This window comes from Aeromonas sp. WP2-W18-CRE-05 (genome assembly GCF_014168615.1).
In the GTDB taxonomy this organism is placed as follows: domain Bacteria; phylum Pseudomonadota; class Gammaproteobacteria; order Enterobacterales; family Aeromonadaceae; genus Aeromonas; species Aeromonas caviae.
The window spans coordinates 1689923-1714282 of sequence record NZ_AP021917.1 but is presented as its reverse complement, the minus strand read 5'-3'; the positions used below and the strand labels follow the sequence as shown (position 1 = coordinate 1714282).

Here is a 24360-nt window from a genome sequence, read left to right as displayed (position 1 = left end):
CGACGCCAGCCCGTCAATCCGGGCTCTCACTTTTAGCTTAGCCCGCCCGCACTCGCCCGGCAGACACCTGCGCCCTTGACGGTGCCCACCCTGTAGCAGGTATGCTCGACCCCTTCGGCGCCCTGCCGTGCCGGCGCCGCTCAAACAAGGATGCTGCATGCAAACCAAGGACAAGTGTCTGGCCGCCCTGGTCATTCTCTGCTGGGGACTCAACTTCGTTGCCATCAAGTGGGGGCTGGAAGGCATCCCCCCACTGCTGCTGGGAGCACTGCGTTTCGTCGGAGTCGTCTTCCCCGCCATTCTGCTGGTCCCCAGGCCTGCCATGCCCTGGCGCTGGCTGCTGGCCTATGGCGGTGCCATCAGCCTGGGCCAGTTTGCCTTCCTGTTCTGCGCCATGAAATTCGGCATGCCCGCCGGCATGGCCTCCCTGGTGCTGCAATCCCAGGTGGTCTTCACCCTGCTGTTCGCCATGATCTGGCTGGGAGAGCGCTGGCAGCCCCACCACTGGGTGGCACTGCCGCTGGCGGGAGCAGGTCTTTATCTCATTGCCACCCATGGCGAGGGCAACCTCACCCTCATCGGGTTTGTGCTGACGCTGTGCGCAGCCGCCTGGTGGGGCCTTGGGAACGTCATCAATCGCCAGATAGGTCTGCGCTATCGCACCTCTCTGCCGAGCCTGGTCGCCTGGGGCGGGCTGGTGCCCATCCTGCCCTTCTTCGCGCTCTCCTGGCTGTTCGAAGGGCCCGAACTCATCGCAAGCAGCCTGCTCAACATCCGTTGGCAGGGCGTCTTGTGCGTGCTCTATCTCTCGTTTATCGCCACCTGGCTCGGTTATGGCCTGTGGGGGAGGCTGTTGATGCGCTATCCGGTGGCCCAGGTTGCCCCCCTCTCCCTGCTGGTGCCCTGTGTCGGCATGGTGGCCGCCGCCCTGCTGCTCGATGAACACCCCACTCCCCTGCAATGGCTGGGCTCGGGTCTGGTGCTGCTCGGCTTCGTGGTGCATCTGCTGGGGGGCAAGATGCGCTTCTTGAAGACCCAAACCGAGGATTGACCTCGCCCGGGAAACTTCCCATCATGGGTCAGGCCCTCTTGGGCCCACCCCGTTATTTCGGCAGGACGCCATCATCAGGAGAGCAAGGACATGCGTCATCCGTCACTTTCGATCATCCCCTCTTTACCAGGCATCATGCGGGTCACGGCCATGCTGCTCCCCTTCTGCTGGAGCCCGTTCGGCTGGAGTGCCACCCTGCCGGCAGATCTCAAATGGGAGAGCAACGACACCGATCCCGTCTATGCAGACCCCGAGGCCAAGCGAGGCGGCACCTTCCGGGATTTCATGTCGAGCTTTCCGCTCACCTTGCGCAAATACGGGCCGGATTCCAACGGCGGCTTTGCAGCCTACGTGCGCGAGACCAACCTGCCGCTCCTGAGCACCCATCCCGTGACGCGCAATCCCATCCCCATGCTGGCCAATCAGTGGGCTTTCGGCGCGGATAACAAGACGCTCTATTTTCGCATCAACCCCAAGGCCCGCTGGTCGGACGGCCAGCCCGTCACTGCGGACGACTGGGTCTTCACCCTCAAGATGATGCGCAGCAAGGAGATCAACGACCCCTGGTACAACAACTACTACAGCACCCAGATAAGCGAAGTGACCAAGTTTGACGATCACACCCTCGCCATCACCAGCGGCACCGAGAAGAGCCGGGAAGATCTGCTCGAAGCCCTCCCCTTCACCCCGGAACCCAGCCACGCCATCAAGCTGACCGCCAACTGGGTCAAGGAGTACAACTGGAAGGTGCTGCCGGTCACAGGCCCCTACCAGATTGGAGAGCTCAGGAAGGGCAAGTCGGTTACCTTCGACCGGGTCAAGGATTGGTGGGGGAACGACGAGCGCTACTTCCAGCACCGCTTCAATCCGGATCGCATCGAGATCAAGGTGCTCAGGGATCAGAACATCGCCTGGCAGCACTTCCTGCGCGGTGAGCTCGACACCTTCCCCCTCGTGATGCCCAACTGGTGGCACGACAAGAGCAAGACCGCCGAATTCGAGAAGGGTTATATCGAGCGGCTCTGGTTCTACAACCAGACGCCTCAGCCCCCCATGGGGCTCTATCTCAACACCGCCGATCCCTTGCTGAGCAATCTCGACGTCAGACTCGGCATCCAGCACGCCCTCGCCCTGGACAAGATGATCGCGACCCTGCTGCGAGGGGACTACCAGCGTCTCAACACCTATGGCTCGGGCCAGGGAGATTTCACCAATACCGACCTCAAGGCGCGCCCCTTCGATCCCGCCCTTGCTCGCGAATTCTTTGCCAAGGCGGGCTTCACCAAGACCGGACCGGATGGCATCTTGCGAAACGACAAGGGCCAGCCCCTCTCTCTCAGCATCACCTACACCACGGCGGAACATGCACAGCGCCTCACCTTGCTGCGGGAAGAGGCGAAAAAGGCGGGGCTCAACCTCGAGCTCAATCTGATGGATGCGTCTGCCGGCTTCAAATCCATGCTGGAGAAAAAGCACCAGAGTGCCTGGATGGCCTGGAGCGGTGGTCGCTATCCCGCCTATTGGGAACACTTCCACAGGGTCAATGCCAACAAGCCCCAGACCAACAACATCATGAACATCGATGACGACAGGATCTCGGCCCTGGTGGAGCAATACGACAAGGCGTTCGATTTCGGCAAGAAGGCCGACCTCTCCCGCCAGATCCAGCAGCGACTCTATGAGCTCGCCAGCTTCGTCCCCGCCTATCAGGTGCCCTATACCCGGGCCGGCGCCTGGCGCTGGGTATGCCTGCCCAAGGTGCCGGCAACCCCCCAGAGCGACTTGCTCTACTGGCCCCTCGACGGCTCCAACTCGGGTTACAGCTTCGGCGGTCTGCTCTGGATTGACGAAGCAGCAAAGGCGCAGACCCGGGCCGCCATCAAAGAGGGGCAGACCTTCCCGTCAGTGACCATCACGGATACCACCTACCAGCAAAAATAGGGCAGCTGGCACCGTCATCCCCAAAACAAAAGACCCCGCACATTGGCGGGGTCTTTGTTACAACCGGGATGGCACCAGGCAGAGGGCATTCAGCTGCGTTTGGCCTGCTTTTGCGCAATGGCGTCGGCGACGTCGACCGGGTCCAGCACAATGCCTTCCTGATCCGGCGTCGGGAACACGGCCACGCAGAGATCATCCTGCTCCATGCCGTCCACCCAGCGATCCAGCCACACCTTGAGGGTGATGGACTGCGGCTTGCACTCGGCCCACTCCCCTTCGGCCCAGGCCTTGGCGTAGTCGGGATGCGGCCATACCGGGATGCAGTCTTCCTCTTCGGTCGTCAGCATCATGACGCCGTGTTCGTCGGTCAGGACAAACAGCTCTTCGTGCTCGACCAGCTTGCTGATGAAGTGATCAAAGCGGTAATCGGCGTTCAGTTGCAGCGCGGCATTGCGCTCGGTGTCGCTAAGTTCATAGCTCATCGGTCAAGTCTCTCGTTCAATAAAGGGCGACATGTTCACATCTTGCCGACCCCTTGTCCAGCAGGAGTAATGGGTCATCTGTCTTTCCATCGCCTCACCCCAGCTCGGGGGTCAACAGCCGGAGTCCCGCGGTCTCACCCAGTCGCTCCCTCAGCCAATAGGCGGACTCCACTTCCACAAAGCAGAGCTGATCCCGCCCCGCAGCGACCCCCACCATGATCTGCTCAAGCCGTGCTTGCTGGGCGGTACTCCAGGCAGCAACCAGCTTGCCGCCATGGGCCTCGTCCACCACCTCGCGGCGCAGCTCGAACAGGTTATCGGTGATCGGGCTGTTTATCTTGCTCGGGTGGCGCCAGTACATCTGCAGGTTGTCCAGCATCTCCTCATCGTAACTTGCCAGCGCATCGAGCTCCGGCGTCTCTTTGCTCTGGGCCGCGAATTCACACCAGCCTGCCGACAAGGTAGCCAGACTCTGGGCATCCTTGCCATGCTGACGCAGGGTTGTCACGTCTTCCCCGCGAATGGCCGGCAGCCAGAGATCTCCTTGATGTTGCGCCAGGAGAGGGAGCAGCAAGGAGGGAGCATAAACAGGAAAACGGGGACCCAGAGAGTGCAGCAGAGAGACCAGAGTAACAGTGATCATGAGACGCGCCTTGAACAAGATGACCTGGCATCACGCCTGGTCATGAGGGTGAACGAGGGTGCCATTCTAGCATGTTTGCCTTGCTGGGGGCTTTTGCGTCCAGTCGGAGCGGTGATAGATAGCGTCCAAAAAAGCAGCGTTTGAACCAGAGCGGCCCCGATAAAGGCCAATTGTTTGAGCCAGCGCCCACTAAAGAGGCACCGGGGATGCTAGGTTGCATACATCTTTAGCGTAAGGAGTGCATCCATGAGTGGGATCAACCAGGTTTCTGACGATTTTGTGAATGAGCTGAAAATACTGGCGTGTTTTGATCCGGCCAACATGAGCCTGGGGATCAAGCTGCGCAGCGACATGTCGGAAGCGCTTTGCCAGGCGGCAGCGCGCCTGCACAGCCAGGGCCTGATCACCGCGGCAGATGGCGGCTATCTGACCCCTTTCGGCATGACCATGCTGGAGCATCTCCAACACCTGCTGGTCGCACTCAAGCCGAATTGAGCGGTTGTGGTGCCCAGAGCGAGAAGTTGAGCAACTCCCAGCGCTCTCCTTGTCGCAGCAGACAAGCAAACAGCAAAGGACCTTCGGGTCCTTTTATCTTGCCATCGACCAGCCACTCTCCCGCCCGTTTTGGCACCGGCTGTACCCTGATCTCATCGGGTTTCACCGCGTTTCCCAGACGAACATGTACAAACTGTTGACACACGGACACGGCATCATTCACCGCAGGATCCGGCGTTGGCGGGCTGGCCTGACCGGTCAACGCCACGGTCAGCAAGAGGGAGGAGATCAGGGTCATGACGCGTATTGATGAAGCCATGAAAACAAAAAGCCGTGGCACCAGAGGTACCACGGCTTTCTTAAATTCTGCAAGAATTACAGAGCAGTTACGTTCTCAGCCTGCGGGCCTTTTTGACCTTGGGTCACAGAGAACTGTACGCGCTGACCTTCAGCCAGGGTACGGAAGCCGTTACCTTGGATGGCGCTGAAGTGAACGAAAACGTCCGGGCCGTTTTCTTGCTGGATGAAGCCAAAACCTTTGGTTTCGTTGAAAAACTTAACGGTACCGGTGATCATGTTAGACATATCTTTAAACCTGTATTCAAAATAATTACTTATGCTTTTCAGCGGGTAAAGCTCAAAAAACGGGATTACTTATGAACAACAGGAAAAGATGTAAAACATCATATTCATTGACATAACTATCGCCCTTTCAAGCTGGTTGAGATTATACGTGCCTTTGTCGATTACGCAAACAAATTTGTACCCCGCCAGCGGCGGGGTACAGCGGTTTAGACCTGTGCCGACTCCAGTGCCTGAACCAGGGCTTTGAGGAAGCGAGCCGCCTCTCCACCGGTGCAGGCTCTGTGGTCAAACGTCATCGACAGGGGAAGTGCACGCACCGGGCGCGCCTCGCCGTGGATGAACACCACCTTCTCGAACAACTTGCCCGCTCCTATGATGGCCACCTGGGGTGGTGTGACGATGGGGCTGGCGTAACGGCCTGCGATGGCGCCAAAGTTGGTGAGGGTGATGGTTGCCCCCTGCAGCATTTCCCGCGGCACGGCACGGGCCTTCACATCGGCGATCATCCGATCCAGCCCCTGCCGTATGTCAGCCGGGTCCCGCTCTGCCACGTTCTCCATCACGGGCACATAGAGCCCATGCTTGGAGTCGACCGCGATGGCCACATTGACCTCCCTGAACAGGCGCCGCGACAGGGTCTCTCCGTCAAACCACGCATTCATGGAGGGTTCGGCCCGACACGCCACGCCGATCGCCTTGATGAGGCGCACCGTCACATCTTCATCCGGGCGCCAGTGGCGCAAGTCCACTTCGTCGGTGATGCTCACCGGCACCACAGTCCGGTGCGAGAGCTCCATCGCCTTGGCCATGGCCCGGCGCGAGCCTTTCAGGAATTCGTTGCCGCTCTCCTGCTGGGCCTCGAACGCCTGTTGCACATCCTGCTCGGTCACCATGCCAGCGCTGCCGGTTCCCTTGACCTTGTCGATGTCCAGTCCCAGTTTTTGCGCCAGCAGACGTACCGCTGGCATGGCTTGCACCAGCGTGCCGCCGGGCGCCATGGCCCCCACCACGAAATGATCCTCGATATGCTGCTGATGGGCGCTGACCTTGCCAACGACGGTGCCGTCATCCTCGCCCCCTTCAAACTCCACCAGCGGTGCCCCGATGTGGAGGATGTCCCCCTCCTGCCCGCACAATCTGGCGATGACCCCGGCCACCGGTGAGGGCACATCCACCAGCGCCTTGGCTGTCTCCACCGACAGCAGTACCTGATCTACCTGCACCGTATCACCGGCGCTCACCTTCCACTCGACGATCTCGGCCTCGGCCAGTCCTTCGCCCAGATCCGGCAATTTGAAAAATTTCATGACCTGCTCTCCCTCTGCTGGGACATCACCAAACATTGACAGACACCATGGAGCCCTGTGGCCCTGGCACTTGCGCATCCGTACCTGTCGTGCGTCATAGCCACTGGTTCTCCATCAGTTGCCGAGCCGCCTGCGCAATCTCCTGCTCGGTGATGAGGTAATACTCCTCGTTGCGATAGTAGGGGACGGCGGCATCCACGCCGGTGAGGCGTCTTGGCGGCGCCTTGAGGGCAGTCATCGCCTCTTCGGTCACCTGGGACACGATTTCGGCTCCCACCCCGAAACTGCCACAGGCTTCGTGTACCACCAGCAGCCTCCCGGTCTTGCGTACCGAGGTCAGGATGCTCTCCATGTCCAGGGGTTTGATGGTGGCAAGATCCAGCACCTCGCACTGGATGTCCTGCTCCGCCAGCAGGTGCGCCGCACGCATGACTTCCTGGATGCAAGCACCCCAGGCCACCACAGTGATGTCCCGGCCGGGACGCAGGGTGAAGCAGACATCCAGCGGCAGGCCGACGCCGTCATCCACCACATCCGACTTCATGGAGCGATAGATGCGATCCGGCTCGAAGAACATCACGGGATCCGGATCCCGAATGGCCGACAGCAGCAGGCCGTAAGCCCGCTTCGGGCTCGAAGGGATCACGACCCGCAGCCCGGGGATATGGGCAAACAGGGCCTCGACGCTCTCGCTGTGGTGCTCGGGTGAATGGATGCCGGCGCCGTAGGGGGAGCGGTAAACGATGGGACAGGTGATGCGGCCACGGGTCCGGTTTCGCATCCGTGCCGCCTGGCAGATGATCTGCTCCATGCCCGGGAAGATGAAGCCCTGGAACTGGAATTCGGCCACGGGTTTGAGCCCCTGGGTCGCCATGCCCACCGCCACACCGGCGATGAGTCCTTCGGCCAGCGGCGTATCGATGACCCGCTTGAACCCGAATTTATCGCGAAGCCCCACGGTGGCGCGAAACACACCGCCGTTGACCCCCACATCCTCCCCCAGTACCACCACATCAGGATCGCGTGCCATCTCGTGGTGCAACGCCAGATTGATCGCTTCGAGCAGCGTGATATCGCTCATAGTCCCTCCCCGCTCTGCTGCATACCTTTGGCGATGATGCGCTGGCGCTGGGCAAGATAGGCCTTCGGCAGCTCGGCAAACTGGTAATCGAGCAGGGTCTCCGGCGCCTGGGGCGTGATGGCCTCGTAGGCGGCAACGGCGCGTTCCACTTCCCGGCCCGCCTCTGCCAGCAGCGCCTGTTCCTGCTGCTCGTCCCACCAGCCCCGTTCAAACATGAACTGGCGCAGCCGCTTGACCGGTTCCCTGGCCCAGGCCGCTTCCACCTCGGCGCCGTCACGATAGCGAGTCGCATCATCGGCGGTGGTGTGATCCCCGAGCCGGTAGCTGACGGCTTCGATGAGCGTCGGCCCCTTGCCGCTGCGAGCCCGCTCGACGGCGGCGCGGGTCGCCTCATAGACCGCCACCACGTCATTGCCGTCCACCTGAAGGCTGCGCACCCCGGCTCCTATGCCCTTCTGGGCCAGGGTGGGCGCGCTCGACTGCAACTTGCGCGGCACCGAGATGGCCCACTGGTTGTTGTTGATGATCATCACCATGGGGAGATGCCAGACACCGGCACAGTTGAGCCCCTCGAGGAAGTCTCCCTTGGAGGTGCCGCCATCGCCGATGGTCACCACGGCGACCCTGGGCTGGTTGCGCAGCTTGAAGGCGGCCGCGATGCCGGCAGCATGGGTGATCTGGGTGGCGATGGGAACGCAGATGGGCAAGTCTTCCGACAACTCGCCATCGGCCTTGTAGAAGACGCTGCCACGCTCGTCCCCGCCCCAATACTGCAGGTTCTGCTCCATGGGCACGCCCCTCACGTAGAGAGTGGGCATGTCCCGGTAGTAGGGCACATAGACATCCTCTGACTGCATGGCGAGCCCGACCCCGATCCCCACCGCTTCCGCCCCGAGATGGGAGGGAAAAGTGCCGAGTTTGCCGGTTCGCTGCAGTGCTATCGCTTTCTTGTCGTAACTGCGCACCATCACCATGTTGCGGTAGAAGGTGTGCAGCATCGCCTTGTCCAGCCAGGTCGGCAGTGTCGCGACCGGGCGCCCCTCCTCATCGAGGTAACGAAGGAAGGGGATGTCGACATGGGTCATAACTGGCTCCTTGCCGTTGTCAGCGTCACCACCATGAGGTGACATTTAAAATGTAAACAACATGTTAATCAAAGGGCAACGAGATTCATCCAGGTAAGACCAGTAGAAACTTCTTTTATTTTCGAAGGTAATCGGAATTTTCGGCGAGCAGAAACAAAGAAGGGAGCCTGTTCAGGCTCCCTGTCATATCGAGTTCGGGATCATACCCATCACCGCCATGCTGCTTGCCACCGCCCGTGGCGCAGGATCAGCATGACAAAAAGGCGTCAATTCACTCCCACAAACGGGTGGGTACCACCAGCAGCATGGTGCGCTGTCCGATGGCCACGTTGGCGTTGGGGAAGACCACCGCTTCCCGCGGTTTCTCTACCCTGTATTGCCGATCCCCATCTTCTGCCAGCACAAAACCCTGGGGAAATTCGGTGAAATTGTCCACATCGCTGGCAAACAGGAAGCGGAACTGCTCCGACTGCTTGTTGATCACCCGATCTATGGCAAAAAGGGTGAAGTCATCGGCTCGCCAGGGCTCAAGGGCCACCTCATCCCGGGTCACCAGCTCCTGCAATGTCTGGCGCACCTCGATGAAGCGGGTCATGTCGTTTTCACCGAAGGGCCGCACCTTGCCCAGCTCCACCGTAAAGGCATGGGCGCCGTGCTGGTGCGAGCTGTAATAGCTGAAGGTGGTAGTCGGGCCGCTCGAGAGCAGTATGGTGCGCACGCCGCAGGCACCGAGGAAACGTACCTGCTCCTTGCAGTGGGGGCGTTCGTGGGGGAAGGGATAGACGGCAAACTTCTCGTGGCGCGAGCCGCGAATGGCGGTATGGAGATCGTAGTGGTAACGGGGCCTGGCCGAGTCGGCAAAGAAGCGGCTCACATACTGCTCCAGACGCATGGCGCGGATGCGCTCCCGGTTGCACAGCCCCTCCCCCTTGCTGTGGGCGCCCGAGAAGAGGCGGTTCATGTTCTCTTCCACCTCCCTCACCCCCTGGTTCATGGCGGCGGGGTTGCCAAAGAGGAAGAGCACCCGGTGACGAACCTTGAGCTCCTCTGCGAGCAACCGGGTCAGCAACTGATTGCAGATCTCGATGGGGGCTGTCTCGTTGCCGTGGATGCCGCAGGAGAGGACGATGTCCTTGTGCCCGGGTTGCCCCGCCTCGGAAGCGGGTTCCAGGCAGATCACGCCGGTATCCCACACGCTCACCCGGGTACCGTTGGTCAGATTGAAGGCGAAAGGCTCGAGCTGCCACTCATGGCGGCGCGTCAGGGCCAAAAAGTCATGCTGGGGAATCATCCGTCTCACCCTTTAGTCTGGAATGCCATGGCCGGATTATACGCAAGGCAACCGGGCTTAAAATCAGTTTTTAAACAAATTCAAACAGTAAGGATACAAAGGTGGCGAAAATGAGTGACAACTCATGCAACAGGATCAAGCGGGGGGAAACACGGGAGAGGGAAAGTGGTGAACGGGTATCGGCAGGTGAAGACAGCATGCCTTCGGCAGACGGGTGGGCAGCATGCCCCTGGGATCAGCAGAAAAACAAGGCATCCATGCCCGGCTGATCAACCACGCCAGAACGGCTTGGTGGTCTCTTGATAGCGGTCGGCTTCGTTCAGACCGATGTCCTTGAGCAGGTAGGCGGGCAGCTCGGAGAGCTGGCGACGGCTGCGGCTGCGTTCCAGCCAGGTCAGGACGGTCATCTTGACGCGAGCAACCAGATTCGATTCGCTGGAATGCTGGTAACCGGCTTCGGTATAAGTCATGTTGGCCATGATATGGCTCCTCTCTCTCGTTCTGCGCAAGGCTCGGATTTGATGCGCAAAGCTTAGTCAGGGCGGGGAGGTGCCTCAATTGACGAATTTTGATACATGACATTAGTAAAAGTAATGGTTGATATCGCCAGGGCAATAACCATAACCATATGATTTTAAAATGAAATAATGCTGAAACTTTCCCCCTGGCAGCCTGGCAGCATTTTCTCCTGCGCCACCCACTTCTAACTATGCACTTTCCCACGCTAGCTATGCACGGCACGACGGCGAGTCAGCAGGGTGCAAACTCTCGGTCAACAGGTTTTGTTAACAAATAGATCGCAACAAGATCGTTATTTAACAAAAGGATACGAACAGGCAACCTGAACCGGATGCCCCCATGTCACCCCCATCGTCAGGGTGGCACCGGACACTTGGCACCCTGCCATCATACTGGTATGGTTATTTATACAGTGGTTTATCATGCTGCCTCCCCACGTTGTCCCAACACCATGCTGAACAGGGGAGCGGCACACACACAGGATCTGCCGATGGACACCTTTACCCCCACCGCCGCCCTGCGTCAACAGATGGCCCTGCTGGAGGCGTCGCTGGCACGCCTTGCCCGGCAACTGGGCCAGCTCGACCTGCTGGAGGCTCATGTCTATCCTCTCCCGGCCGTGGCCCAGGGGGAAGAGCATGAGCCCATCGAGGCTATCGAGGTGGGCTATCTCTCGGGCGAGGCGGCCCTGGCCGCCACCCTCGCCGCCTTTCAGGACCACAGCGCCCGCCCCGGCTGCTCCACCAAGGCGACCCACCGTCTGCCCGGCTGGCTGCGCTTTCCTGCCGCCTGCGCCAGGGAGCTGGCCCCCGTCATCGAGGAGATCAACGCGCACAAGCTCGCCTTCAAGGCCATGGTGCAGGCGGCGGGCGGGCGGGACGAGAAGTTCGAGCTGGTGCACGGCGCCCTGCCCGGCGTCATCACCCTGCAGGTCTATCGCAAGCTGACCTGGCTTCAGGGGGATCTCCATTCGCTGGGTTTCACCTGGGCCGACAAGCAGAGCATCAGCCGCCTCAGCCGGGAGCAGGTACTGGAGATGCTGGAGCGCAGCCGCCGGTATGTACCGGCGCTCTTTGACAACGAAGAGTGGAGCAAGATGGTGGATCAGGAGGTATACGACATTCGCCGCCTGCCGGCGGATGCCGCCCTGCGGATCCGCAGGCCGGTCAAGACCCACCCCATGATCAACCTGCTCTGGCAGGACCGGGAGCCCCGCAAGCAGCAGATCAAGGCGAGCCTTCCCCTGCTGCTCTGCTCCGATACCCAGCCGGCCGTCACCCATCTGGGCCACTACCCACCCAAGCTGCGCCAGGCACGCCGGGATCGCAAGATTGGCGGTGACCCCATCATAGAGCGGCTGCACCTCTACCTCTATCAGGGGTAGCGCAGGCTCGGCACCGCCACAAACGACAAGGGGAGCATCACGGATGCTCCCCTTGTCACATCGGGCGACAGCCCATCGCCGTCAGCTCATCAGCAGTGCCCGCAGGCTCTCCACATCCAGCCCCTTCACCTCGGACTGGCCGCTCAGGAGGCCGTCGGCCAGTGCTCGCTTCTCGTCGTGCAGCGCCACTATCTTCTCCTCCACCGTCTGCTCGCACACCAGGCGATAGACGGTCACCGGCTGGGTCTGGCCCATGCGGTGCGCCCGATCGCTCGCCTGATCCTCCACCGCCGGGTTCCACCAGGGATCGAGGTGCAGCACGGTGTCGGCCTGGGTCAGGTTGAGGCCCGTGCCCCCCGCCTTGAGGCTGATGAGGAAGAGCGGCACCGTTTCATGGCGAAAACGCAGGATGGACTCCTGACGGGACTTGGCCGAGCAGCCCCCATCCAGATAGCAGTAGTCCCACTGCCGCTGCTCGATACGGCTGCGCAGCAGGCTCAGCAGATCGACAAACTGGCTGAACACCAGCACCCGGTGGCCACCATCGATGGCTTCGTCCAGCAGCGCCATCGCCTCGTCCAGCTTGCTGCTGGTCTGGGACCACTCCGGCATCACCAGCTGGGGGGAGCAGCAGAGTCGGCGCAGCCGGGTCAGGCCGCTCAGCACATGCATCAGGGCACGGCCATCGGCACTTTGCACCTGCTGCACCACCTCGCGCCGGGTCGCCTCGTAGAGCTGACGCTCCTCGGGGGAGAGGCTGATGTGATGGATGATCTCGGTCTTGTCCGGCAGCTCCGTCAGCACCTGTTGCTTCAGGCGGCGCAGGATGAAGGGGCTGATCACCGCCCGCAGCATCGCCATGTGCTGGGGATCCTTGACCGCCTTGCCAAAGCGGCGCTTGAACTCCCCGAGGCTCCCGAGCAGGCCGGGGTTGATGAAGCTGAACAGGCTCCACAGCTCCCCCAGATGGTTCTCGATGGGGGTGCCGGAGAGGGCGAGGCGAAAATCCCCGTCGAGCTGGAACAGCAGCTTGGCGCGCTGGGTACCGGCATTTTTGATCTGCTGTGCCTCGTCCAGCACCATGCTCGACCAGCGGCGGGACTTGAGCGCCTGGGAGAGACTGCCGAGCATGCCGTAGTTGACCAGGACGATCTGTCCGGCCCTGGCCCCCTGGATCAGGGTCTCCCGCTCGGCGGGATGGTCGAACACCACCACCTCGAGCTCGGGGGCAAAGCGGGCCACCTCCTCCTGCCAGTTGGTGACCACTGACTTGGGCACCACCACCAGCGCCGGGCCCAGGTGCTGACGCATGCGCAGCACTATGAGGGCCTGCAAGGTCTTGCCCAGGCCCATGTCATCGGCCAGACAGGCGCCAAAGCCGTGATGGGCCAGGGTCGCCATCCAGCGTACCCCCTCCTTCTGATAGTCCCGCAGCGCCGTCAGCAGCTCGGGGGGACAGCTCACCTCCTGCTGCCACTCCTGCTGGAGATTCTGCCAGGCGGCATCCCCCTCGGTGGTGATGACGGAGAGCAGGCGGGCCAGCGGATAGGCCAGCTTGTTGTTGATGCGCTGCTCGTTGTCCAGCATGGCGCCGAGCACGGTGAGGCGTTCCACCAGCTTGTCGCTCAGCATCAGGCTGGTCTTCTCGTCGAGCTGCACCGTGCGCTGGCCCGGTGTCAGCTGGCGCAGGATGAGGCGAAGATCGAGGATCTGGTGCTCGTCCAACGAGAGCGCCCCCTCCACCTGGAACCAGTCCTGACGCCGCTCGATGCGCAGGCTCAGGGCCGCTTCATCGAGGCTCTTGAGGCGGGCGCTGTCCTGGTGCCAGTGCACCACCACACCGGCGTCCACCAGCTCCGGCAGGGCGTTGACCAGGGTGAGCGCCTGCTCCCCGTCCAGCTTCCACTCGTTGCCGGGCAGGCCGATGGGCAACTGGTTGCGAAGGCGCTGGGCATCGTCCTTCTCGGCAGCCAGATCCCGCTGCCAGTAGTGATACTCCCGGATACCCTGGCGCACGATGGCCTCCCCCTTGCCCAGAGGCAAGGGAGGCAGGTCCCCCTCCCGGGTCACCAACTGGACCACGAGCTGCCCCTCCTGCCAGTCGAGCAGGACGGAGGGATCGCCGGGCCAGGGGGCCAGCTCGGCATTGCCTCTGAGCCCCGCCACCTGGCTGTGCCAGGGGAGATCGGGAATGGCATCCAGCGTGCGTTGCAGCTCCTCGAGCCCGGCCGGCGGCAATGCCGGAATGGCCTCCAGGGCCGGTAATCTGTCCAGCAGCGCCTGCGGTGTCAGAATAAGCTGCCACAAATCCTGAGCCAGGGGGACGATGTGCGCACCGCGGGCGGCGGGAGCAGGATGTAGTCTGGCGCTCATGCCCTCCCCGCTCTGTACCAGTTGCAGCAGGGGGGCGCTGACGGCCAGTTGCAGCTTCTGTCCCTTGGCATTGAAGAGGCGAGGATGGTTTGCCAGGGGCACCCAGGCATCCCGGGGCAGCTTGCCCATGTTGCGCGGCAGGGTGCGCACCAGTGCCCAGTCAGCTTCGTCCAGCAGGCTGGCGTACTGGGTGGAAAGCAGGGCCGGATCGACCCTTCGCCCGGCGGTCCATTCCCCCTTGGTGCTCTGCTTCTGGATCTTGCACTCAAGCTCAGGCCCCTCCGCGTGGAGCAGCCAGACCAGCCGCTCCTGGGGCTTGCGCACCCCGCTCGAGCGTCCCAACCCCTGCAGCCAGTTGAGCCAGCTTGCCGAGGCGGGGGCCTTGCCTTCCTCCTCGGTGGCATCCTCTTCCTCCCCTTGAGCAGGACGCAACGCGCGCAGGGGCCAATGGGCGGCCTCCCGGCCAAGCAGGAGTCGCAGCAGATCCTGGCAGAAGGCCATCAGGCGATGCCGGGGCTCGGCGTCCAGCACGTGGGAGAGGTCCCACTTGTGCAAGATGGTCACCTGGGGGCTCTGCTCGCCGTGGCGCGCCAGGGCGCAGAGATCGAGCCAGAGGTAACCCCAGTGGAGCTCCTCCAGCGGCAGTTGCAGGGTATCGAACAGGCCGACCGCCTGGCCGTGGCGATCTCCGGCCCACTGCCCCAGCAGATCGGCCAGCAGGGGGGAGTGATGGCCCAGACTGCGCTGCCACTTCTTGCGCTGCTCGCTCCCCTGCACCGGATCTGCCTGTTGCAACCAGCCGAGCCAGAGCAGGGCACTGAACATCCGGGGCCAGGGCGACGCCTCTTGCCCCTGCCACTGGCCAAGCGCCCCCAGCAGCCGCTCGGCCAGGGGCTGCTCATCCCCCTGCTGCGCCAGTTGTTGCAGTGCAGGCCAGTGAGTGGTTACCTCGCCCCCAAAGGAACCGCAGAGCCACTCCCATTCGCGGGCGCGAGCCTGGATCTGGCCAGAGAGCGCCGGGGAGCAGGAGACAACCAGCGTTGCCAGCGGCCAGCCCTCGTCAGGCTCAGCGTCAAGCAGGGCCTGCAGGGCGAAGTGCTCGAGCAGCAGGGCCTGCCAGGCGGGGCTGGAGCCTGCCAGCAGGCGGGGAGCATCGGGAAGATCCAGCAGGCTCAGGAGTTCGGCACTCTGGTAATAGGCCGGGATCTGCCCCGCGTCTCCCAGACAGAGCTCGCGCACCACCTCCTGTGCCCGCTCCAGGCCCGTGACCGAGGGGATGCGGGACCACTGCGGCATGGGGCACTCCCCCGCACGCACCGCCAGGATCAGGGTCAGGGTTCCCTCTGCCGTCAGACTCCACTGCTGCTCCGTTCGTTGACGGACAAGCCCCCACTGCTGCAACTGATCAAGGGTGTCGAGCAGCGCACGCCCGGGTGCGCCCGGGGCATAGAGGGTGTCTTGCAGGTAACGAGTGCTGGCGGCGCGCTGCAATTGCAGCTCGCACAGCAGGGCATGGCAATCTGAAGAGAGGGTGAAGGCTGACATCAGAACTCACGGGCAAGTGCAAAGGCGGAATTTTAACGGGAAAGCGGCGGCGGCTCGACCCTTAAGCGCGAAATAGTGCAAAAAAGCTGGCGCCTTTGATGGGTACGCGAGCGACAAGGCTGACAGGGCACTCGCCCCTGCCACCGGGCAACGGGCCGCAGGAGGGGCGCGGTCATCAAAAAAGGCGCCGCAGCGCCTTCTGGAAACAGATTGTTGGCTCAGCCTTCCAGCCGGGCCAGACGGGCTTCCAGCCCCTGCAACTGCCCCTTGAGGTGCTCGACCTCTTCTTCGAGCGCCGCCAGTCTGTCTGCCGCCGGTGACACAAGGTTGCCAGCGGGCGCCGCGTCGGCCAGCGCCTGCAGATCCACCTCGCCACTGAACAGGTGCGCGTAGCGGGATTCCCGCTTGCCCGGCTCACGGGGCAGCTTGACCACATAGGGCCCCCGCTCGATGAGAGTGGCCAGCACCGCATCCACCTCGGTCACATCGTCAAAGCTGCACAGCCGGTTGGTGCGCGAACGCAGCTCACCCGGGGTCTGCGGGCCACGCAGCAAGAGTTCGCAGATAATGCCGAGTTCCTGGGCCGAGAACTTCAGCTCGCCGAACTCGGTATTGCAGAAACGATGCTGATAGCGGGGCACCCTGGCGTTGAAACCGGCGGTATTGACCACCAGACGGCGGCGGATCAGCTCGTCGATCACGGCGCGAATATCCAGCTCGGCGAGCTCCAGCACGGGTTCCCGGTTGCTCTTCTGGTTGCAGGCATTGACCAGTGCATTGAGCGAGAGAGGGTACTGATCCGGCGTGCAGATCTCTTTCTCAATCAGGCAGCCGATCACGCGGGCCTCTAATGGGCCTAGTACTATCTCCATGTCATACTCCCTTGCCAAACAAGACGTTAAGACGGTTATCTTAGCCAAGACGCTTGCGCCGTCCAGCAGATAACCCCATTTTTGCGAGCCGATGAAACCCTTGCTGCAACCTTGTACAGCAAAACGGCCGCGGTGCGCAGGCGAGGTGAAGGGATGGCCGGGAACCTCTTTGGCAACCAGCCCCCTCCCCCTTCAACGAGGCGGGCACAAAAACCATCACGGCCGCAAAGGCGGCCGTGATGGTTAAACGGGTTGAGACGGCCCTCATGAAGAGGGCTTGCGCTCCAGGGTCGCGGCCACCTTTCTTGCGGCCGACACGGTGAGCAAAGGCTCACCCGGATAGAGCATCAGGGCGCTTGCCCGCAGGTTGTCGGCCTCCGCCGTGCGCCCCAGGGCATTGAGGGCGATCACCATGTTGGCGTAGATGTTGGCCCTCGGGGTATGGCGCACGAAGGCCTGTCCCCAGTCGAGGTAGGCTTCAAGCTCCGCCTTGTTATTGGCCTGCAGACCGACCATGAGGCGCACCGCGTTCACGTCGAACTCCACCCGGGTCAGCCAGGCCATGGGGTTGACGATGTCGAGCAGGAGCGCAGGCTGCTTGTAACCGCCCCGCTCATACTTGGTCACCACCCAGGCGGTATGCATGGCGGTCAACATGAAGGGGATGACGATCAGGGGAATGGCGATGGCCATGAAGCGCAGCAGCAACCAGGGGCGGCACAGATGGTCGCGCCAGTTGCCGTGGTCTTGCTCCTCCACCTCCGCATCCATCGCATACAGGAGCAGCAGCAGCGCCCACCACAGGGCGATGGCGTGGTAAAAGGGGTACTCGGTCTGGGTGTGCAGCAAGATGGGGGTCACCAGCGCGAGCAAGGCGGCGCCCTTGACCCAGCCCGCCCGGCTCAGACGCCACAGCAGGGCCCCGCCCATCAGCACCATGCCCAGCATGGGGGCCAGACCCCCTTCCACCGCCCAGTAGAGAAACTCGTTGTGGGGGTGATCCAGGTTGTACTCGATCTGCACCATGGCCGGGTTCAGCGCCTTGTCGGCCATGTAGTGATGGAGAAACACCGACTCGAAGCTGCCATAGCCCCAACCGGTCCAGGGCATCTGGGCAATCAGCTTGGCGGCGTAGGGCCAGTAGATGGAGCGCATGCCGCCGGACTGGTAGATCTCCAGCCCTCGTCTGGCTCCGGCCATCAGGTATTGCGAGGCCAGCCCGAGCAGAATGCCCAGGGCCACCAGCGCGAGCATCCTGCCCAGCCGCCGCTCACGACCCAGCTGGGCAGACAGCAGCAAGAGAGCCATCACGCCGCCCAGTTGCCCGACCCGCGATTGCAGGACCACCAGCAGCAGGGAAGTGGCCAGGATCACCCCATAGCGCAGCCCCTTGAGCCAGGGGTTGGCATCACCGCGCAGCTCCAGCCAGATGGCCAGTGACAGGCCGGTCGCCATGAAGCTCGCCATCACGTTGGGTTGCTGGAAGATGCCATAGGGGCGGTTGGTCTGGGTGTCGTACCCAATCCAGTTGCCCGGCACCAGCAGGTAATACTGCACCAGGCCGAGCAGCGCCTCGATGGCAACGGCCCCCAGCAGCAGATAGAGCAGCCTGTCTCGCCCCTCGCGGCCGAATCGCCACTGATAGAGGCTTGCCAGAAACAGCAGGCCGGCAAACAGCCCCAGCAGCCGGGGAATGGCATAGTCCTTGAGCTCGGCTCCCGGGTAGGCCATGGGCAGCAACAACAAGAGGCCCCCCAGCCACTGGGCCGTCAGCAGCGGCGAGACCACCAGCCGCTGGCTGAGGGTCACATGCCACAGCCCCAGCGCCATCACCAGGCTGGCGAAGATCCAGCCCCAGGCATTGAACGGCAGATAGAGCCCTGCCCCGCCCGGGTTGTGCATGAAAAAATGCATGCCAAGCAACCAGTAAAGGAGGCTGACAACCCCCAATATCCCTGTCGTCGACGTCACCGTCACTGCTCCCTGTTGTGTCATGCTCATGCTCGTTTTCTTCCGACACGCCATACATGAAGGGGGGCAGAGCCCCCCTTGTTCACTTCAATCATCCTTGTGCCGATTCCGGTCGGCGAAATGCATGGCGCACCAGCACGATGCCCACCCCCAGCATGCCGCCGAGCAGGGTAGCCAGCACCACGACCAGAGGGCGCTTGGGCTGCTCGCGGCTCAGGGGCTCACTCGGCGAAGCCAGATAGGCGAACGACTGGAAGGGCTGTGCCTCAAGCTTGAGGGCCTCAAGACTGCCCAATTGCAGGCGCAGGTCGCTCAGCGCCGGGTTGAGGAACTCGGGGTTCTTGATCTCCTTGAGGATCTTGAGCTTCTCGGAGAGGGCGCGCGCCCCCAGATCGATGGGAAGGCTCCCCTGCTCCTGCAGATTCTGCACCGGCGCCTCCAGCCCGGCCGCCTGTGTAATACGCAGACCATATTCGGTACGCAGAATATCGTCTTGCAACTGCTTGAGGGTATCGGCCTTGGCACTCTCGAACTGGGTCTGCAGCGTCTTGATGCGGTTCTGCCAGATGGTATACAGCTCCTTGCCCTTGGCCGCCGACTCCTGATGCTGGATAAAGGCGATGTACTGCTCCAGCCGGGATTTGGCCTCCCCCGCCGTGGCCGCGGCAAAGGAGAGTGTCACATCTTCACGCAATTTGTCCGGTGCCTTGGCGCTGATCCCCTCGGCCATCTTCTTGAGCAGCAGCCGCTTGCCTTTGGGGTCTGTGACGTCGGCCTGCGCGGCCTCGGCATCCAGGTAACCCCTTTCTTGCAGGAACTGGCGCTTGTTGTTGAAGCTGTTGAAGTTGTTGACGAAGTCGCCATAGAGCGCCTTCTTGTCAAAGGCAGTAAAAGCCGCCACCGGTACCTGGGCATTGATCAGCTGATTGATGTTGAGCTCGAGGGACTCCACCTCCTTGAGGGTGGGCGACCTGATCTCGGCCTGGCTGACCCAGACCTGGGGGGCCAGCAGGGCATAGGCGATACCTGCTGCGGCAAAGACGCCTGCGACCAGCAGGATCAGTATTTTCTGGCGCCACAGGACCAGGATCAGCTCACGCAGATCGATTTCATCACCGGAAGAGGCTTGCCAACCCTGGGGCAGCTGACTGTCTGAATTATCGAATACTTGTTTGTTCATATCGGGCTCTGAAGATGAGGTGATTGCCAGAGAGGGGCGTGACGGTCTTTCTCTGACAAGCGTAATGGCACATTGTCCATGAGGGGCCACTCAATAGCCAGTGTCGGATCCGACCAGTGAAGGGAGGCTTCCAGCTCGGGAGCGTAATAATCGGTGCATTTGTAGAGCACCTGGGCCCATTCGCTCTGAACATAAAAGCCGTGGGCAAAACCTGGCGGGATCCAGAGGGAGGTTCCCTCCTCGGCCGAGAGCGACACCCCCACCCACTGGCCCAGGGTCGGGCTCCCGGCGCGCACGTCGACGGCCACGTCGAAGATGGTGCCTGCCAGCACCTGTATCAGCTTGCCCTGGGGCCGTTGGCGCTGATAATGCAGCCCCCGTAGTGTCCCTTGTCGGGAACGACTCAGATTGTCCTGAACGAAGCAAAAATCACCGCACCTGCGGGTGAAGAGATCGTGGCGAAACAGCTCCATGAAGTCGCCCCGCTCATCTGGATGACGCTGGTGGCGGATCTGGATAACATCCGGAATCTTCAATGAAATAAAGTGCATAGGTGTTTTCTTTGGAATAATGGGCAAGGATATATCACTCAATGGAGTGCCTTATCAATCCCAATCGGGGTGCATTTTGCCAAAGGGCTCTTGCAACAGACGCAACAGATAGGCGCCATACCCGCTTTTTGCCAGTGGCTGTGCCAGTGACGCCAGCGCCTCGTCAGAGATCCAGCCCTGGCGCCAGGCGATCTCCTCCGGAGCGGCCACCTTGAGCCCCTGGCGTTTCTCCAGGGTCTGGATGAAGCTGCTCGCCTCCTGCAGGCTGTCATGGGTCCCGGTATCCAGCCAGGCAGCACCACGCCCCATGAAACAGACCTCCAGACTTTGCTGTGCCAGATAATGGAGATTGACATCGGTGATCTCGAGCTCTCCCCGTGACGAAGGGCGCAGGCCCCGAGCAATCTCGCTTGCCGTGGCATCGTAGAAATAGATGCCCGTCACCGCATATTGACTGGCAGGAGATGCCGGCTTCTCGACGATCGACTCGACCCGCCCCTCGCCGTCGAACCCCAGCACACCGTAACGTTCTGGATCCTGTACATGATAGGCAAACAGAGTGGCGCCTTGCGTCTTGGCGCTCGCGCGCTGCAACTGGCGGGGCAGCTCGGTGCCATAGAAGATGTTGTCCCCCAGAATGAGGCAGCAGGGGCTGCCGGCCAGAAAGGGCTTCGCAATGAGCAGCGCCTGGGCCTGCCCGGCAGGCTCTTCCTGCACCGCGTAGCAAAATTGCATCCCCCACTGGCTGCCATCCCCCAGCAGCAGCTCGAAGCGGGACAGATCCAGCGGCGTGCTGATGATGAGAATCTCACGGATCCCCGCCTGCATCAGGGTTGAGAGGGGGTAATAGATCATGGGCTTGTCATAGACCGGCAGCAGTTGCTTGCTGATGGCCAGCGTCGCCGGATAGAGACGGGTGGCGGATCCCCCGGCCAGGATGATGCCTTTACGCTGGTGCATGGAACACCTCCAGAGGAGAACAGAGAGCCATCAAGACACACGTCACATCATTCACCTTCACACTGACTGGCAAGCCAGCGGCTCATCAGCTCTTCCCAGGCCGGGATCTGGATCCCGAACACAGTGGCAAACCGTCGACAATCGAGCCTGGAGTTGAATGGCCGACGGGCTGCCTGGGGCCAGTTTGCAGATGGAATGGGTTTTATCGGAACAGGCTGCGCCAGCAGACCAAGCCGACAGCCTTCCTCAACCAGGGCCGATGCAAAGCCATGCCAGCTCGTCTCGCCTGCGGGGCAGAGATGATAGAGGCCGCCCTTGTCTGGCACCTTCACGACCTGTGTCAGCGCCAGGAGAACGGACGTTGCCAGCCAGTCCACCTGGGTCGGCGCTCCCCACTGATCCGCCACCACCTCAAGGGGCTTGCCCTCGTTGGCACGGCGCAAGATGGCTCGGGCGAAGTGTGCCTCTTCCCCACCATAAACCCAGCTGGTGCGCACGATCAGATGATGGGGACATAGCTCCTGAATGGCCTGCTCTCCGGCCAGCTTGCTGGCACCGTAGACATTGAGCGGGGCAGGCACATCCACCTCGCGCCAGGGAGCGCTGCCGGAGCCATCGAACACATAGTCGGTGGAAAAATGCACCAGCAGCGCCCCCCTGGCACCGGCTTCCCGGGCAAGCAGTGCGACGGCCAGATGATTGATACGCTCTGCCAGCTCGGGCTGGCTCTGTGCGAGATCGACTGCCGTAAAGGCCGCACCGTTGAGGATGACATCAGGCTGATGGCGGTTCAGGGCGCAGATCAGCGCACCGGGGTCGGTGATATCACACGCATCCCTGCCAAGGGCCGTCACCTGCCAATGGGGATAATCCCGGCAAAGGGCAGAAAAAAGGGCTCGTCCCAACTGGCCACGAGCCCCCAGCAACAAGATCCGCATCGGGATTACCGCGCGCCAAAACCGGTCAGGATGGTGCGGATGGTCTTGAACACGATGAGCACATCCAGCCAGAGGGAGAAGTGCTTGATGTAGTAAAAATCGTGCTCGATCTTGATGCGGGTATCATCGGCATCGGCGGCATAACCGTGGACCACCTGCGCCCAGCCACTGATCCCGGGCCGCACGATGTGACGGTACATGTAGAACGGGATCTCCCGTTCGAACTGATCGACGAACGTGCGCTGCTCCGGTCTTGGCCCAATCAGGCTCATGTCCCCTTTAAGGACGTTGAAGAACTGCGGCAGCTCGTCGATGCGCAGCTTGCGGATCACCTTGCCCACCCGGGTGACGCGCATGTCGCCGTCCTGGGCAAACTGGGCGCCGGCTTTTTCCGAATCCTTGCACATGCTGCGGAACTTGTAGATGCGAAAATCCTTGTTCCCCTTCCCTACCCGGTTTTGCAGGAACATCACGGGGCCCGGACTCTCCAGCTTGATGAGGATCGCCGTCACCAGCATCAGGGGGGAGAACAGCGGGATCGCGATCAACGCGGCCAGAATGTCCATTCCACGTTTGATGAAGGCATAGACGGGGGACGGCAAGAGGGAACCAAGCTGGTTCTCGTGCAGATGATCGATCTTCACGCGCCCGGTCAGGGTCTCGCTGATCTGCTTGATGTGATAGACGGGAATGTGCGACAGGGCGCAGCGCGCCAGGAAACGCTCCCACTCACCCGCCAGCTTCTCATCCCGAAGATCTGCCACCACGGCGTCATAACGCACGGCCCCGAGATCGGGTTTGTCCAGCAGACGCCACTGCACACACTCGTGCCGGGTCAGGGCCTGATAGTCCCCAAAGGGTAGCAAGGCGTATTTGGGGGTCCGGTAACGGCGGCCGATGAAGTAGGCGAGCCAGCAGCAAAGCAAGGCAACCAGATACGACTCGAACAATACCTGGCGGCTGTAAGGCAGCCGCAGGAAGAAGAGAATGCCGACCAGGGCACCATAGAGGGTGGTCACCGTGGGGATCATATAGGCCACGGGACTCGCGCCCGGATAGCGCAGGAAGCGATGCAGCACAATCCCGGTCAGCAGAAACGCCACAAAGGCACCGCTTAGGGTATTGATCCGGACGGCATCGAGGTGATGCCAAAATGCCAGGCCCCATCGCTCAATGGCAGGCAGGCAAACCGCAAGCAAGGCCCCGAAGATGAACAAGGCAGGAGAGCTGAATAACACACGTTCATACCAGCGTGAGTGACGGCGTTGAAAGGACAAAGTTACCCCCAGAGATCGAAATAAAGGTCAAATAAATACATACATAACTTTCTAATTCTACTCGCGAATTCGTTTTTTCAACGCGATGACGATATAGCTGAGCCAATGATACAAACTATCTGGCAAACTTAACAACAACTTGTGTCGATAGATATGCCACTGCCATTTTGCTGCGGTCAATTTATTTGCAGATAATGAGTTGGAACTCAATCTATAACGAGCAACGATGTCTTGAACGCAGGCAGCTTTTTTTGCAACCTTCATTATTGCAAGCCACATCAAGTAATCTTCATGCCCACAGCGCTCTTGGTAAAATGTGCCAAGCAGTTCGCGGTTATATATTCCCGTCAGATTTCCGATCCGGTTGCTGTTCAGCATATCCTTGTAGCTGAATTCCATCGGACTGGTTCGCACTGCCACGGGGCGATCAATGTCATCAGAGAGAAAAGTAGAGTAATTGCCACACACCACAGCATACCCTTGCTCCAGCAAAGATATCTGTTTTTCCAGTTTGTTTGATTCCCAGAGATCATCACTATCCAGAAACGCAATATACTTGCCCTTGGCGGATTGAATGCCGACATTGCGGGCATTGGCTACACCACCATTATCCTTGAGCAGGATATATTCGATTCTATCATCGTGGATATCTGCCACAACATTCGCTGTGTCATCTGTTGATGCATCATCAACAATATAGAGGCGCCAATCGCCAAATGATTGGGACAATACAGATTCAACACTATGCATTATATGTCTTGCCGCATTATATGCAGGCATGATGATAGACACTATTTCACATGGCATTTATAGTAACCTTATCCATCGA

The 24360-nt window shown here is 61.2% G+C and carries 22 protein-coding genes; 4 read left to right on the top strand and 18 right to left on the bottom strand.

Features of this window, described 5'->3' with window-relative positions; all coding sequences use genetic code 11:
- The first annotated feature begins 157 nt into the window (after window positions 1-157).
- Together H7R73_RS08235 and H7R73_RS08230 are read left to right on the top strand one after the other, a co-directional pair.
- Window positions 158-1051, top strand: a complete 894-nt coding sequence (locus tag H7R73_RS08235; protein WP_182951629.1) for an EamA family transporter — start codon at window positions 158-160, stop codon at window positions 1049-1051.
- 135 nt (window positions 1052-1186) lie between these two features.
- Window positions 1187-2992, top strand: a complete 1806-nt coding sequence (locus H7R73_RS08230) for an extracellular solute-binding protein (protein ID WP_182951731.1) — start codon at window positions 1187-1189, stop codon at window positions 2990-2992.
- A gap of 89 nt (window positions 2993-3081) precedes the next feature.
- On the opposite strand, the gene H7R73_RS08225 is transcribed toward H7R73_RS08230, so the two are convergent.
- Both H7R73_RS08225 and H7R73_RS08220 read right to left on the bottom strand, forming a co-directional pair.
- The gene (locus H7R73_RS08225) at window positions 3082-3474 is read right to left on the bottom strand and encodes a DUF2750 domain-containing protein (protein WP_182951628.1); all 393 of its coding nucleotides are present in this window, start codon (window positions 3472-3474) and stop codon (window positions 3082-3084) included.
- A 94-nt stretch (window positions 3475-3568) separates the two neighbouring features.
- Complete coding sequence (locus H7R73_RS08220) at window positions 3569-4117, bottom strand: hypothetical protein (RefSeq protein WP_010675309.1); 549 nt, start codon at window positions 4115-4117, stop codon at window positions 3569-3571.
- Between the two features lie 246 nt (window positions 4118-4363).
- Here H7R73_RS08220 and H7R73_RS08215 point away from each other — a divergent pair, with 246 nt between their 5' ends.
- A complete protein-coding gene (locus H7R73_RS08215) occupies window positions 4364-4612 on the top strand; it encodes a TIGR02647 family protein (protein ID WP_010675310.1) in 249 nt (82 codons plus the stop codon).
- Here H7R73_RS08215 and H7R73_RS08210 read toward each other — a convergent pair.
- The 7 genes from H7R73_RS08210 to H7R73_RS08180 form a co-directional block, all read right to left on the bottom strand.
- Entirely contained in the window at window positions 4599-4910 is a 312-nt protein-coding gene (locus H7R73_RS08210) for a hypothetical protein (protein ID WP_102948633.1), read from the bottom strand. The genes H7R73_RS08215 and H7R73_RS08210 overlap by 14 nt on opposite strands.
- Before the next feature lie 77 nt (window positions 4911-4987).
- A complete protein-coding gene (locus H7R73_RS08205; protein ID WP_005302803.1) occupies window positions 4988-5197 on the bottom strand; it encodes a cold-shock protein in 210 nt (69 codons plus the stop codon).
- A 206-nt stretch (window positions 5198-5403) separates the two neighbouring features.
- The gene (locus H7R73_RS08200) at window positions 5404-6504 is read right to left on the bottom strand and encodes a dihydrolipoamide acetyltransferase family protein (RefSeq protein ID WP_010675312.1); all 1101 of its coding nucleotides are present in this window, start codon (window positions 6502-6504) and stop codon (window positions 5404-5406) included.
- A 94-nt stretch (window positions 6505-6598) separates the two neighbouring features.
- Window positions 6599-7585, bottom strand: coding sequence for an alpha-ketoacid dehydrogenase subunit beta (locus tag H7R73_RS08195; RefSeq protein WP_039040222.1), 987 nt, complete (start codon window positions 7583-7585; stop codon window positions 6599-6601).
- Window positions 7582-8670, bottom strand: a complete 1089-nt coding sequence (gene pdhA / locus H7R73_RS08190; RefSeq protein ID WP_103244601.1) for a pyruvate dehydrogenase (acetyl-transferring) E1 component subunit alpha — start codon at window positions 8668-8670, stop codon at window positions 7582-7584. Before pdhA ends, H7R73_RS08195 begins: the two co-directional genes overlap by 4 nt.
- Window positions 8671-8941: 271 nt before the next feature.
- A complete protein-coding gene (gene astE / locus H7R73_RS08185; protein WP_182951627.1) occupies window positions 8942-9961 on the bottom strand; it encodes a succinylglutamate desuccinylase in 1020 nt (339 codons plus the stop codon).
- A gap of 269 nt (window positions 9962-10230) precedes the next feature.
- Entirely contained in the window at window positions 10231-10440 is a 210-nt protein-coding gene (locus H7R73_RS08180; RefSeq protein ID WP_010675316.1) for a DUF1127 domain-containing protein, read from the bottom strand.
- Window positions 10441-10970: 530 nt separating this feature from the next.
- Here H7R73_RS08180 and H7R73_RS08175 point away from each other — a divergent pair.
- Entirely contained in the window at window positions 10971-11864 is an 894-nt protein-coding gene (locus tag H7R73_RS08175) for a DNA replication terminus site-binding protein (RefSeq protein WP_039040220.1), read from the top strand.
- Window positions 11865-11945: 81 nt separating this feature from the next.
- On the opposite strand, the gene H7R73_RS08170 is transcribed toward H7R73_RS08175, so the two are convergent.
- The 9 genes from H7R73_RS08170 to H7R73_RS08130 form a co-directional block, all read right to left on the bottom strand.
- Window positions 11946-15782 (bottom strand): DEAD/DEAH box helicase, encoded by a 3837-nt coding sequence (locus tag H7R73_RS08170; RefSeq protein WP_182951626.1) that lies wholly within the window; start codon window positions 15780-15782, stop codon window positions 11946-11948.
- A 218-nt stretch (window positions 15783-16000) separates the two neighbouring features.
- Window positions 16001-16654 (bottom strand): YceH family protein, encoded by a 654-nt coding sequence (locus H7R73_RS08165; RefSeq protein WP_039040218.1) that lies wholly within the window; start codon window positions 16652-16654, stop codon window positions 16001-16003.
- 264 nt (window positions 16655-16918) lie between these two features.
- The gene (locus H7R73_RS08160) at window positions 16919-18568 is read right to left on the bottom strand and encodes a PglL family O-oligosaccharyltransferase (RefSeq protein WP_232092778.1); all 1650 of its coding nucleotides are present in this window, start codon (window positions 18566-18568) and stop codon (window positions 16919-16921) included.
- Window positions 18569-18716: 148 nt separating this feature from the next.
- Entirely contained in the window at window positions 18717-19805 is a 1089-nt protein-coding gene (locus H7R73_RS08155; RefSeq protein ID WP_225315730.1) for an LPS O-antigen chain length determinant protein WzzB, read from the bottom strand.
- Complete coding sequence (gene rfbC, locus H7R73_RS08150) at window positions 19802-20356, bottom strand: dTDP-4-dehydrorhamnose 3,5-epimerase (protein WP_042017517.1); 555 nt, start codon at window positions 20354-20356, stop codon at window positions 19802-19804. Before rfbC ends, H7R73_RS08155 begins: the two co-directional genes overlap by 4 nt.
- A 54-nt stretch (window positions 20357-20410) precedes the next feature.
- On the bottom strand, window positions 20411-21316 hold the full coding sequence (gene rfbA / locus H7R73_RS08145) for a glucose-1-phosphate thymidylyltransferase RfbA (protein WP_182951625.1): 906 nt from the start codon (window positions 21314-21316) through the stop codon (window positions 20411-20413).
- A gap of 47 nt (window positions 21317-21363) precedes the next feature.
- The gene (rfbD, locus tag H7R73_RS08140; RefSeq protein WP_182951624.1) at window positions 21364-22254 is read right to left on the bottom strand and encodes a dTDP-4-dehydrorhamnose reductase; all 891 of its coding nucleotides are present in this window, start codon (window positions 22252-22254) and stop codon (window positions 21364-21366) included.
- Window positions 22255-22259: 5 nt separating this feature from the next.
- Entirely contained in the window at window positions 22260-23357 is a 1098-nt protein-coding gene (locus H7R73_RS08135; RefSeq protein ID WP_232092754.1) for a sugar transferase, read from the bottom strand.
- 231 nt (window positions 23358-23588) lie between these two features.
- Window positions 23589-24323, bottom strand: a complete 735-nt coding sequence (locus tag H7R73_RS08130) for a glycosyltransferase family 2 protein (RefSeq protein WP_197971178.1) — start codon at window positions 24321-24323, stop codon at window positions 23589-23591.
- Between the last annotated feature and the right edge of the window lie 37 nt (window positions 24324-24360).